Annotated in this window: 22 protein-coding genes and 1 tRNA gene; 20 read left to right on the plus strand and 3 right to left on the minus strand. The window is 37.7% G+C overall.

The window, feature by feature from the left end; genetic code table 11:
• The first annotated feature begins 97 nt into the window (after nt 1–97).
• The 3 genes from QME45_04165 to QME45_04175 all read left to right on the plus strand — a co-directional run bounded on the left by QME45_04165 (nt 98) and on the right by QME45_04175 (nt 2,192).
• Nucleotides 98–952, plus strand: a complete 855-nt coding sequence (locus QME45_04165) for a sugar phosphate isomerase/epimerase family protein (protein ID MDI6617860.1) — start codon at nt 98–100, stop codon at nt 950–952.
• A 1-nt stretch (nt 953) separates the two neighbouring features.
• Entirely contained in the window at nt 954–1,979 is a 1,026-nt protein-coding gene (locus QME45_04170) for a Gfo/Idh/MocA family oxidoreductase (protein ID MDI6617861.1), read from the plus strand.
• Between the two features lie 137 nt (nt 1,980–2,116).
• Nucleotides 2,117–2,192, plus strand: a tRNA-Arg gene (locus QME45_04175).
• Between the two features lie 94 nt (nt 2,193–2,286).
• Here QME45_04175 and QME45_04180 read toward each other — a convergent pair.
• The 3 genes from QME45_04180 to QME45_04190 are packed head-to-tail and all read right to left on the minus strand — an operon-like array spanning nt 2,287 to nt 4,245.
• A complete protein-coding gene (locus tag QME45_04180; protein ID MDI6617862.1) occupies nt 2,287–3,477 on the minus strand; it encodes a site-specific integrase in 1,191 nt (396 codons plus the stop codon).
• Nucleotides 3,478–3,488: 11 nt separating this feature from the next.
• Entirely contained in the window at nt 3,489–3,830 is a 342-nt protein-coding gene (locus QME45_04185) for a hypothetical protein (protein ID MDI6617863.1), read from the minus strand.
• 16 nt (nt 3,831–3,846) lie between these two features.
• Nucleotides 3,847–4,245, minus strand: coding sequence for a helix-turn-helix transcriptional regulator (locus tag QME45_04190; protein ID MDI6617864.1), 399 nt, complete (start codon nt 4,243–4,245; stop codon nt 3,847–3,849).
• A gap of 162 nt (nt 4,246–4,407) precedes the next feature.
• On the opposite strand from QME45_04190, the gene QME45_04195 reads away from it, so the two are divergent.
• From QME45_04195 to QME45_04275, 17 genes are all read left to right on the plus strand, one after another.
• Nucleotides 4,408–4,647 (plus strand): helix-turn-helix transcriptional regulator, encoded by a 240-nt coding sequence (locus QME45_04195; GenBank protein ID MDI6617865.1) that lies wholly within the window; start codon nt 4,408–4,410, stop codon nt 4,645–4,647.
• On the plus strand, nt 4,647–4,871 hold the full coding sequence (locus QME45_04200) for a helix-turn-helix domain-containing protein (protein ID MDI6617866.1): 225 nt from the start codon (nt 4,647–4,649) through the stop codon (nt 4,869–4,871). The genes QME45_04195 and QME45_04200 overlap by 1 nt, the downstream gene beginning before the upstream one ends.
• Before the next feature lie 10 nt (nt 4,872–4,881).
• A complete protein-coding gene (locus QME45_04205; GenBank protein MDI6617867.1) occupies nt 4,882–5,205 on the plus strand; it encodes a hypothetical protein in 324 nt (107 codons plus the stop codon).
• A 45-nt stretch (nt 5,206–5,250) separates the two neighbouring features.
• A complete protein-coding gene (locus tag QME45_04210; protein MDI6617868.1) occupies nt 5,251–5,979 on the plus strand; it encodes an ERF family protein in 729 nt (242 codons plus the stop codon).
• The gene (locus tag QME45_04215; GenBank protein ID MDI6617869.1) at nt 5,980–6,174 is read left to right on the plus strand and encodes a hypothetical protein; all 195 of its coding nucleotides are present in this window, start codon (nt 5,980–5,982) and stop codon (nt 6,172–6,174) included.
• Between the two features lie 97 nt (nt 6,175–6,271).
• The gene (locus QME45_04220; GenBank protein MDI6617870.1) at nt 6,272–7,024 is read left to right on the plus strand and encodes a PD-(D/E)XK nuclease family protein; all 753 of its coding nucleotides are present in this window, start codon (nt 6,272–6,274) and stop codon (nt 7,022–7,024) included.
• Nucleotide 7,025: 1 nt separating this feature from the next.
• A complete protein-coding gene (locus QME45_04225) occupies nt 7,026–7,880 on the plus strand; it encodes a hypothetical protein (GenBank protein ID MDI6617871.1) in 855 nt (284 codons plus the stop codon).
• Nucleotides 7,877–8,404, plus strand: a complete 528-nt coding sequence (locus QME45_04230) for a replicative helicase loader/inhibitor (GenBank protein ID MDI6617872.1) — start codon at nt 7,877–7,879, stop codon at nt 8,402–8,404. Before QME45_04225 ends, QME45_04230 begins: the two co-directional genes overlap by 4 nt.
• Nucleotides 8,404–8,673 carry a hypothetical protein gene (locus QME45_04235; GenBank protein MDI6617873.1) on the plus strand — a complete coding sequence of 90 codons (270 nt, stop codon included), beginning with the start codon at nt 8,404–8,406 and terminating at the stop codon, nt 8,671–8,673. The genes QME45_04230 and QME45_04235 overlap by 1 nt, the downstream gene beginning before the upstream one ends.
• Before the next feature lie 149 nt (nt 8,674–8,822).
• Complete coding sequence (locus tag QME45_04240; protein MDI6617874.1) at nt 8,823–9,056, plus strand: hypothetical protein; 234 nt, start codon at nt 8,823–8,825, stop codon at nt 9,054–9,056.
• On the plus strand, nt 9,053–9,226 hold the full coding sequence (locus QME45_04245) for a hypothetical protein (protein ID MDI6617875.1): 174 nt from the start codon (nt 9,053–9,055) through the stop codon (nt 9,224–9,226). The genes QME45_04240 and QME45_04245 overlap by 4 nt, the downstream gene beginning before the upstream one ends.
• 85 nt (nt 9,227–9,311) lie before the next feature.
• On the plus strand, nt 9,312–9,545 hold the full coding sequence (locus tag QME45_04250) for a hypothetical protein (GenBank protein MDI6617876.1): 234 nt from the start codon (nt 9,312–9,314) through the stop codon (nt 9,543–9,545).
• Entirely contained in the window at nt 9,542–9,928 is a 387-nt protein-coding gene (locus tag QME45_04255; protein MDI6617877.1) for a hypothetical protein, read from the plus strand. Before QME45_04250 ends, QME45_04255 begins: the two co-directional genes overlap by 4 nt.
• Nucleotides 9,918–10,058 (plus strand): DUF2292 domain-containing protein, encoded by a 141-nt coding sequence (locus QME45_04260; GenBank protein MDI6617878.1) that lies wholly within the window; start codon nt 9,918–9,920, stop codon nt 10,056–10,058. Before QME45_04255 ends, QME45_04260 begins: the two co-directional genes overlap by 11 nt.
• Nucleotides 10,059–10,136: 78 nt before the next feature.
• Nucleotides 10,137–10,799, plus strand: coding sequence for a putative HNHc nuclease (locus tag QME45_04265; GenBank protein MDI6617879.1), 663 nt, complete (start codon nt 10,137–10,139; stop codon nt 10,797–10,799).
• Complete coding sequence (locus QME45_04270) at nt 10,799–11,254, plus strand: transcriptional regulator (GenBank protein ID MDI6617880.1); 456 nt, start codon at nt 10,799–10,801, stop codon at nt 11,252–11,254. Before QME45_04265 ends, QME45_04270 begins: the two co-directional genes overlap by 1 nt.
• A 251-nt stretch (nt 11,255–11,505) precedes the next feature.
• Nucleotides 11,506–11,904 (plus strand): hypothetical protein, encoded by a 399-nt coding sequence (locus QME45_04275; protein MDI6617881.1) that lies wholly within the window; start codon nt 11,506–11,508, stop codon nt 11,902–11,904.
• Nucleotides 11,905–11,911 lie beyond the last annotated feature (7 nt).

The raw sequence follows: 11,911 nt of genomic DNA on the forward strand, positions 1-11,911 counted from the left end.
TGCAAATTTAGTGCACAATTATTTAAATACATTATAATAATATTGTATTATAATAATATTGATAAAAATACTAAATTATTTCATAGGAGGAAAAGCTATGAAAAAAGCTGTTAACATCTGGTCTTTTAAAGAAGGTACACCCATAAAAAAATGCATACTTGCTGCAAAAGAAGCAGGTTATGAGGGAATAGAGCTTGCCCTTAATGAAAGCGGGGAGCTTGGACTTGAATGCAGCGAAAGGGAACTTTTGGATATTAAAAGTTTTGCGAAGGAAGTTGGCATAGAGCTTCCCAGCTTTGCCACAGGATTGTACTGGAAATACTCGTTTACAAGCAGCGATAAAAGTATCAGGGAAAAGGCTAAATATATAGCTAAAAAACAGCTGGAATTTGCAGCGACTTTAGGCGCCGATACGATACTTGTCGTTCCCGGTGCGGTAGGTGTCGACTTTATCCCGGGTGCAGAAGTTGTAAGCTATGACAGGGCGTATGATTTGTCATTGGAGGCGATAAACGATTTAAAAGATGATGCCGAAAAATGCAACATCGCCATAGGAATAGAAAATGTATGGAATAAATTCCTGCTGTCTCCACTTGAAACGAGGGATTTTATAGACAAGATCGGGAGCGATTTTGTAGGAGTTTATTTCGATGTGGGAAATGTAATATATACAGGTTATCCTGAGCAATGGATAAGGATATTGGGTAAAAGGATTAAAAAAGTACATTTTAAGGACTTCAGAAGAAATGCAGGCAATATAGGGGGCTTTGTAGATCTTTTAGAGGGGGATGTAAATTTTGCAGAAGTTGTAAAAGCTCTCAAGGAGATCGGGTATACAGACTATGTAACCGCTGAAATGAGCCCGTATAAAAATGATAATGAAAATCAGGTAGTAATTAATACATCTTTATCTATGGATAAAATACTTGAAAGGAAAAAAGGGAGGATTTAGGATGTTAAAGGCAGGATTAATAGGTATAGGTTTTATGGGAAGGGGGCACCTTGATAATTATATACGTTTTGAAAAGGAGGGATTCCCTGTAAAGCTTGCGGCCATATGCGATATAGATCCGGACAAGTTCAAGGGCATATTTATAAAGGGAAACCTTAATGTAGGAAATAGCAAGTATGATTTTTCAAAATATCATCTGTATACAGATATCGACGAAATGCTGGATAAAGAAGATATTGATTGCGTGGATATAGCCCTTCCTACATATTTGCATGCAAAAGCTTCTGTAAAAGCTCTCAATAAAGGTCTCAATGTATTTTGTGAAAAACCTATGGCATTAAATCGCAATGAATGCAAAGAGATGATTGATGCTGCAAACAAAAATGGAAAGAGGCTTATGATTGGGCATTGCCTGAGATTCTGGCCTGGATATGAGTACCTGAAAGAATGTGTTGACAGCAAAAAATATGGAAATGTAAATGAAGCTTATTTCTTCAGAGGGGGCTCAACACCGAGCTGGTCCTATGGAAACTGGTTGTTGAAAGGAGAGCTAAGCGGCGGAGCCCTTCTTGATCAGCATATACACGACGTTGATGAGATAAACTGGCTGTTTGGAATGCCCTTATCGGTTTCAACATTTGGTAAAAAAGTCATAAAGGGCAGCGGCTTTGATATTGTATCTACCAATTATATTTATGATGACCGGAAAATCGTAACTGCACAGGATGATTGGACATTGAACGGGGATTTTGGATTTGAGGCGTCTTACAGGGTTGCATTTGAAAAAGCCAACATTGTCTTTGAAAGAGGAGCTTTGAAAGTAAACCCTCATAATGAAAAGGGCTTTACCCCGAATATAGAAAAGGAAAGCGCATACTATAAAGAAATGAAATTCTTCTATGAATCCATAATAAATAATACTTCAAATGAAATCGCACCTCCACAAAGTGCAATGGAGACAATAAAAATTGCCGAAGCAGAAATTAAATCCGCAAATGAAGGTGGAAAGCTTATAAGTGTAGAGTAATTCCGATTACCGACTGAAAGCGCGTCTCCGAGGGCGCATGAAAAGCAGGCATCTGTATCTTTGGGCTCTAAAATTTGTTTGACAACTGGAAGCAATGTGAGTATAATTTATAAGTGTCAAAAAAATATTATGAGTTTGCGCCTGTAGCTCAGGGGATAGAGCAACGGTTTCCTAAACCGTGTGTCGGATGTTCGATTCATCTCAGGCGCACCAAAAAAGGCTCTGATGCAAGCGGCATACAGAGTCTTTTATTTTGCCTATATAGTTTACATAATATTAAATTGGGGACAAATTGGGGACAGTTTTTTTATTTTGCGTCTGAAAGCAGAGTATTGATTTTTTCAGCCGCCGTTTTATTTGCCGTTTGCAGCGCATGTGCGTATATATTACCCGTAGTAGATATATTCGCATGGCCAAGTAATTTAGATACAGTTTTAAGGTCCATCCCAGAGCTTAACAGCATAGTGGCATTGGTATGCCGCAGCTGATGAAAGGTTATTTTTTTTAAGTTATGGCTTTTTAAAAATTTCGGGAACCAACGGCTAAAGGTATATGTGTTCATCGGGGACCCATTGCGCTGCGTAAATACAAAATCGGTATTATTCCACAGGCTACCCATTTTTAACCTATATTCATTTTGCTGCAATTTATAATTTTTTAGCATGGATAAGGTTATAGCAGGCAGCACAAGCACACGGTTAGATGTAACGGTTTTAGGACTTTTTTCAAATGTCCCCATTTTGGGCAGATATTGAGTGGCTTCAACTATACTAATTATGCCTGTTTGCATATTAATATGTCCCCATTTGAGGCCCATTAATTCACCCAAACGTAAACCGGTACTAATATCAATGTATACAGCAAGTTTATATTTCAATTTTGATTCCGGCAGGGTATCGAGAGCCGCTAACAATGCCTTAATATCAGCTTCCTCGTAAAATTTTGCTTCACATTTTGGGACCTTAGGCGGTTTAATATTGGCGGCAGGATTTACAGCCAATAAATCCCATTCTTTTACAGCCGTTTCAAATATTGCATGGATTAAGCGGTGGTGGTGTTTTATCGTTTGCGCAGATAAGCCGCCGGGCTTACCATCTTTCCTAATACCACTTTCCTGAAGATTTTTATAAAATTCCACCAAGTGCAGCGGTTTGATTTTTTCAATTTTCAGGTGGCCCATAGCCGGCAGTATACGGCTATTTAACATTTCTTTATAACGGAATAAAGTTTTTGGAGCAAGATTTGTTTCCCCATAATCTTTTATCCATTTAGTGCATAAATCATTAAAGGTCATTTTAGCAGGCTCGATGTAAGTATTTGAATCAACTTCAGCGACGAATTTTGCAAGTTCAATTTTAGCTTTCCGCATTTTAGCAGCTTCAGTTTTCCCATCAATCGTTATTGTTTTTTTAAACTTTATACGCTTCCCATTTGAGGACCCACCAGGGACAACTAATCGATACGTATTTATGCCTCGCTTTTCAATCGACCCGGACATCGTTCCACCTCCTATTTGATTAAGTAATGTAATATATTGCCAGCAATTTTATCCGCATTTTTCTCTAACCTTGAATACTGGGTATTTAGCCCGATGTAATAGCTTTTTTTAGGGCAATCGCATAAAACATGTTTTAATTCATGCAATAGAACCATACATTGCAGCTCATGGCTAATACATGTATTTAATATAATATGAATATGTCCTAAGCGGCTTATGTACGTAAACCCGTATATGGCGGCATCTATGTATGCGATAGATACTCGTATATCATATGCCGCCATAAGTTCGGTAAACGGGATATTGCCTTTTTTAAGGGATTCAATCAAATGCATGTCCAACATTTTATGCATTTTAATCACTCCTTTTTTACTCAGCACTTGCAGATTCTTCATCTTCAATTATTTTGATAATTTTGACAATTTGTTTTATGGCTTTGGGTGAAAGTTTCCGAGTTTGTTTGAAAAATAGGCGTAAATCTTCCCTTGCTCTTAAGGCATTCCAAAATTCCATCAATTCGGGATCCGATTTAATAGCGTTTGCAATTTCGTCAGCTGGTTTTTTCACGTCAGTAAGCCCAAGTATGTAATCAGTGGATACGCCAAAATAATCAGCTAATTGCTGCACAAATTCAGCTTTGGGCTCCCTCATATTATTTTCATACCGAGATAATGTTGCCTTTGTAGTACCTAATATATCCGCTAATTTTTCCAAGCTGATACTTTTTTCCTTCCTTAACACCCTCATTCGTTCCGAAAAAGTTGCCATTTATAACACCTCCTTACATGCCATTATAGCTATTTGTTGCCAATAAGGGAAGAATCGTTACCAAATATATAAGATTTTTTTAAAATACTATTGACAAGTAACCAAAAGTAGTCTATTCTAATAATCAGAAGGGTTACCAAATATATAACGGAGGTGAGAATAATGAAGAAAAATCCAAATTATAAATTGAAAGCATTAAGAGTAGAGCATAGGTTGACGCAAACGGATATGGGTAATTTATTGAATATAAGTAAGGTAGCCTATAGCTTTAAGGAAAACGGTAAAAGAGACTTTACCGAATCAGAAATAAGATATATTTGCAGTCACTTTAAGGCAAACCCAAACGATATTTTTTTTAATGATGTTACCGATGGGATAACACAATATGGAGGTGAGAAATAATGAATATAGCTCCAGTAACAATGTCCATGCAGGAGGCAGCAAATTATATCGGTATTAGCTATGAAATGTTAAGGCAGATGGCACTTAGGAAAGAAATACCATGTATATGCTGCGGGAATAGAAAGTTATTCAGACAAGCGACAATTGATGCATGGATGACTGAACAAGAAAAGAGTAAGGACAATATTGATGACAGCTACGGAAAATTAAGAAAAATATATTAGGAGGGATAAAATGCAGAATGCAACGGATATAAAAGTGGTAATAACAACAGGATTAAGCTGGGAGTTTGACGATGTACTAAAAGCAAAGTTTGAATTCAATACAGAGAACTTTGCTGAAATAAATAACGGAGTAATAACGCTGTATGCAGATAAGCCAAAATGTTTAACTACGGATATAAACAATATTTGCAGATATATAGACAAGGTTAAAAACGTTTATATGGAGAGCGGGATGCCGGCAGAGGCGGCGGATACACTTATGAAGGAGATAAATAAACAGAAGGAGGAGGATGCAAGGGAATGTTTAAAATGGTTGCGTATAAAGGAAGCATAAAGGATTTTAGGATATTTTTAAAGAGCATAAAAGGAGATGAACAAAATGGAACAAACAAAGCCAAAAAATATATATCAAAAATTGATTGAGGTGAGAAAAGCAGTTCCATATTTGCAGAAGACAGAGAGTGGAAACCAATATAAATATGTTGGCAGCTCAGGAGTATTAACAGCAGTAAGAGGGGAATTAGATAAACAAGGCCTATTACTTATCCCGAGGGTAAAAAGCGTAAAGGTGACAGGCGACACAGTAGAAAAAACAGATAACTACGGTACTAAGCATACTACAACATGGTTTACAGAGCTAACAATGGAGTACACATGGATAAATGCCGACAACCCGGAGGAAAAAATAGTTTGCGAATGGTATGGGCAAGGCGTAGATATAGCAGGAGAAAAGGGAGTCGGTAAGGCTTTAACATACGCAGAAAAATATTTCTTGCTTAAGTTTTTTAATATCGCAACAGACACGGATGACCCGGATAAATATCAGGAACTCGGCAACAATGAACTCCACATAAACCATGAACCAAAGCTGATAAGTAAGCCTGCTGGAGATACAATAACAGAAAAACAAGCTAAGCGGTTGTTTGCAATAGCAAAAGGCAACCAAGATTTAGTAAGGAATACAATCGGGAAATATGGATATGAACGCACATCTGAAATTAAAAAGGCTGAATATGAAAATATTTGTAACGAAATAAGCGATAACGTAAAAATGCAAATATATGATGATATCCCATTTATGGGCGATGCGGGAGGAGGAGAAAATTAAATGAGAAACATTTTAGAACGTATTTTTGACTGGCTGGACAGGCAACTACATGCGGAGACATATGACGCATTGGACAACGAGAATGTAAATCTAAGGATTAAAAATGCAGAGCTGGAAGATAGGCTTGAAAGTTACGAAGAAATAGAAGAGGCCCGCAATGCAGAAAAGCGGGCACATCAAGTGATTTGGTGGTAACCAAATCTTTTAATAAAAAAGCTGTAGGTATATTCTATCACTGCCAATAAAAAAAAGCAAATAGAATATACCTCAGGCCCTAAGGGGGAGGGAGAAAATGGACCATACATCAGTGTCACAGTTAAATATGTATTTACGATGCCCTGCGCAATACTATTACAGGTACATTGAAGGGCTAATTTTACCACCAAATGCAACAATTACAAGAGGTAAGACAGTACACAAAGGAATTGAAATAAATTACAAGCAAAAGATGAAAACACATGAGAACATGCCGCTGAATGACCTAAAGGATATCGTTGCCGAAGAATTCGATAGGGAGGCGGAGGATACTGATTTCAGGAATGATGACAGAGGCAAGACCAAAGATTCCGCTGTAACGCTGGCGGCAACATATCACACCAAAATTGCCGCAAATATACAACCCGTAGGCGTAGAGCAGGAAATAAATATCCCATTAGCCGGCACAACATTAAAGGGATATATAGACCTAATAGACAATGCCGGTTATATAAGGGACACAAAAACGGCGAGCAAGTCTCCAGCGAAGAATACAGCAGATAAATCAATACAATTAACCGCTTATGCGTTAGCCTATAGGCGCATTTATGGACAACCAGAAGCCGGAGTAATACTTGACTATTTAGTAGACGGCAAAGTACCAAAGGCGGCAACTTTAGCATCGAGCAGGACCGGGGCACAAATAAAGCGGTTTTGCAGCATCGCATACTATATTTGTAACGCAATAAAGGCTGGATGTTTTTACCCGAATATAAACAGCCTAATGTGCAGCCCAAAGTGGTGCGGCTATTGGGACAAGTGCCATAAGGACTTCGGAGGCGACATGTAAGATGGAAGGTTGGATAAAATTATACCGCAAGACATTAGAAAGCGATATGTATAAGGCCCTAACAAGCAAACAGAGAGACGTTATGATTAATTGCCTATTACTTGCCAACCATAAAGATGCAGAATGGAGATACAAAGGGAATATTTTCAAAACAATGCCGGGGCAGTTTGTTACATCTCTTAACAGCTTGAAAAAAAATTGCGCTAAAGACGTTACAATTAGAAACATTCGTTCAGCCATTGATATTTTAGAAACATGGGGATTTTTGACAAGCAAAGCGACAAAGACAGGAAGGGTAATAACCATAGTAAATTGGCGGCTTTACCAAGACGAGAAAATCCCAACTGACAAAGATACTGACATAGAAGTGACAAAGAACCGACAAAGAAGTGACAAAGAAGTGACAACTAACAAGAATGATAAGAATGATAAGAATGATAAGAATGATAAAGAAGATTATATATATAGTCAATCCTCCTCAGTGCCATATAAGGAAATAATAAAAATATACAATGAAACATGCAAATCATTAAGTAAGGTACAAACCGTAACGGATAAGCAGAAACAAAAGATAAAAACGCTTTGGGTCAAGGTAAACAAAAACATTACGGCTATTCAAAATATATTTAAACGGGCAGAAGAAAGCGACTTTCTTTCAGGAAGAAACGGGAAATGGACAAACTGCAATTTTGACTGGCTTATAAATTATAACAATTTTATCAAGGTACAAAAGGGGAATTACAATAACAGGGTGACGCCTGCTTCACATGCTAAAGTAAACGAGCCGAAAGGGTTTACTGTACTAAGAGGATTATACGACAAATACAAGCAAGAAGAGGAGGCAAAAGAAGAATGAAAAAAGTTGAAATTGTTAAACTATTAGCTATTTTAAATACAGCATTTCCCAACATGCAAATTAGTGATGCAACGGTTAGCCTATGGTATGAATTGCTTGGAGATATTGATTTTATAATAGCCCAAGCGGCAATTAAAAAATTGTTGTTAGAAAGTCCATACCCTCCAGCTATTGCAGATGTGCGCAAGCAAATTACTGAAATAATGGCGCCAAAAAATGGGCTGGAGCCTGCACAGGCTTGGGGAGAAGTTATATCAGCAGTTCAACATTTTGGCTTTTACAGGGAAGAGGAAGCAATAAAGAGTCTTAATCCCACGGTGGCAAAGGTCGTAAAATACATGAGTTGGAGAGAGATATGCCTAAGCGAAGAGCCGGGAGTTGTGAGAGGGCAATTTTTAAAGATGTATGAACAGGTGCGGAAAAGAGAACAACAAGATGCATTATTACCGGAAAATCTTAAAAGCATTATTGCGAAAATAGCAGAAAGGCACGACTTAAAAATGATTGAAGGAGGTAAAGAGTGATGTTATATAAATTGGTAATATATGATGAGATATACAAAAAAGATAGGCTTCAAGAGATAGGCAAGGCGGCATCAGAGGGAGGCTTTGATGAATTACGGGAATTATTTGATGAACTCGCAAGCGATGGGGAGTGTTTTACGTACAAAAAAGAAAGAATATACCTTGTAGGCTGGGCATTAGCGAGATGGTATCCAAGGTTAGATTTTGGCATATCGGATGCAGAAAAATGCCAAATAGATAACATAGATAACAATGGCAGGAAAATATAAAAAATAAAAAATGAAGGGAAGTGAACAACCTCCAACAAGATTCTACCACCTGCCGGTGGAATTAACTCGGAGTATATATTAATAGTAAATAAGTGCTGATTAGGGCGTACCGAGACGCTTTAAGCAGCGAGGAGGCTGAGAAATAAAAAATGAAAAAATTTGAGGTTATTGATACTAAAACAGGCAAGAAAGCAGACCCTATGCAAATAGCACTTAATGAAAACTGGGCAAAAGATTTGGTTTACTGCGACATGGAAGGGTTTTTCGTAGGTGAAAATGGCGAGATTATACTTGCTGATGAATGCGGACAATATGTTTATTGCGACCCGATAAGGTTTAAGGTAATTTGGCAAAGGCAAGGCAGAGAGGGGGAAGGGGAATGAAAAGATACGAAGATTTTAATAATACATTTAAGGAAAACAAAAGTGCAGAGAGGCAATCCTTTGAGATGATAGTGGCCTATTTGGAAGAAATTTATGGAGTAAATTTGGACTGGTGCCGAGAAAAATATGAAAACCAGTTAGAATGGCTAAGGGAGGAGAATAAAAAATGATATGGCTGGTAGGAATAATCGCTTTTTACGTGGGTTTTGGGCTTGCGGCATTACTCAAAGTAACTGATAAGGGAGGTGAAAAATAATGCGCATACCGGCGGATTGTAAGACGTGCCTAAAGCGGCATGGTAATAAATGTTTGGCTTTTGATAATATACAACATATAGGCAGATGCGCAGGATATATCGATGATATGGTAAAGATAAAAAAGCTGTATAGCGATATGATAACATACAATAAAAAGCATAGCAGGTCGCAAAAGACGATATCGCTGATTAAAGCCGAATATAACAAAATAAGCCGGAGGGGGACAATATGAGGCAATGGAGAATTACAATTCCCGGAGTGTTGCCGGGATTGAACGAATATATAAATGCAGAAAGAAAAAATAAGTATATGGCGGCAGCAGTAAAAAAGAAAATAGAGAGAGACATCATGTTGATAGCAAAGGCCCAATTAAAGAATACAACCATAAATAAACCGGTAACTATGGAATATACGTGGATTGTACCGGATAGAAGGAGAGACAAGGACAATATAGCATTTGCTAAAAAATTTATTCAGGACGCACTCGTTAAAACAGGGATTTTGAGAGATGACGGATGGAATGAAATAACTGGCTTTACGGACAAGTTTAAGGTAGACAGGGAAAATCCAAGCGTAGAAATTAATATTAGGGAGGCATGCGGAAATGGAGAATAAAGGGTTAGAGGAGAAAGAAAAAAGATTAATACAGTATATAAGAAAATTAAGATATGGAGAATTGGTAATAAAAGTACAGGACAGTCTTCCGATAGCAATAGAGAGGGCGAGGGAAAAAGTAAAGTTATAAAAACATAAGGGCTGACCGGAAAACCGGAGGCACTTCGAGAAAATCGAGGTGCCATTTTTATTATGGGGAGGGATATAATTGAAATTCAATTGTGAAATAGATAATATAAGGACTTTAAAAAAAGGCATGAAGGTTACGCTGTCGGTTGACGATGAGCAAACACGTAAAGTCATGGAATGTATATATAACTTTATGGATAAGCCGATAACAATAGAGTTTTTGGTTAATGATGCAGCACAAATTGAGAGACTAAAACAAATTAACGAGGACCAGCGGAAGAAAATATATGCGATATTGAAGGACATCGCAAATAGTACAGGCGATAGTCTCGAGAACACAAAGGACAATCTAAAAATAGAGTTTTTGCAGCATAGCCAATATGATATGTTTAGCTTAAGTAATTGCAGCAAAGAGTTAGCAAGTGATTTTATAGATTATTTGCTAAATTTTGCATTTGAAAATGGGATACCGATGTCAGAACACCCGTTAAAATATACCGACAATGTAGACAGATATTTACTGGCATGTATAAATCATAAGATATGCGCCGTGTGCGGGCAGCCGGGGGAAATACACCATTGGGATGCAATAGGTATGGGCAGGGATAGAAATAAATATGACGATTCACAAAACAAGAAAATATGTTTATGCCGTTTGCACCATACAGAGGCCCACACTATCGGCAATAAGGCATTTCAGGATAAATACTATGTGTATGGGATTAAGGAGGGCAAGCAATAATGAGCATACTAAGCAGGAAGATATATAAAGCTATTGAAAGGGAACTATATAGATATCCCATCATACAAGAAGAGGTTACAGAGGCAAGGGAAAGAATAATATACGGGAATAGCACTATGTATGGCAATGTAGGAGGAGGACAATCGCATCATTCAGACCCGACAGCGCTAAAAGGGATAAAATTAGCCGACCCTGAATTAGTAATAAAAGAAGCATGGATTAATGTTATTGATAAAGTTATAAAAAAATACAAAGGTACAGAAATAGGGAAATTAATGCAGCTTCAATATTTCGAGCAAAGAGGCCCTGCCTATATACAAAGGAAATTACACATAGAACGTACAACATGTTTTGCTTGGAGGAATGAAATAGTAATATCAACAGCACTAATAGCGCAAAAGTATAATTTAATAGATGTAGAGAATATAACATTAAATCAAAGTGATGCGTTATAATGTATATGGCGTGGCGGAATAGTAGACGCTGGCTCTATGGCATAAGTCAGGTATATAAAAGCCTAATACCATGCGAGGTGCAAATCCTCGCCGCCTGTTAAAATAGTATAAATATTACAAAAGTTCAGGACAAAAGTTCAGGACTAATTACGGTTTAAAATGTGATATGCTATAAAATAGAATAATAGATAGATAAAGCACTTGATTAAATTCAGGTGCTTTTTTATTTAATGTTTTAAAAAGAAGGGATAATGATGAGTGAATACGATAATTACGCACCAGCGGCGGCAAAATGGATATTGCCAGATGGGACTATAACGGACAAGTTACAAGTGGAATCAACACCAGCGGCAGGGAGTATAACAACGGAGATGTTTGCCGCTAATGCAAAGGCACCATATGCGGGGACAGCGGATAATGCTAATGCAGTGGCATGGGCGAATGTTTCAGGGAAGCCAAGTACATTTGCACCCTCTGCGCATACGCATGTGATGGCAAATATAACGGATTTAGCGGCGGTACTGAACGCAAAGCTAACAGCGACTAAAGCGGCGACACAGGCGGATTCAACGGCGACAGATATAGCAGGATTAGTCGCAGACTTTAATGCACTTTTAGCAAAGTTAAAAGCGGCAGGATTAATGGCATAAGGTTGCA

The organism is Clostridiales bacterium (assembly GCA_030016385.1).
Taxonomy (GTDB): Bacteria; Bacillota; Clostridia; order Clostridiales; family Oxobacteraceae; genus JASEJN01.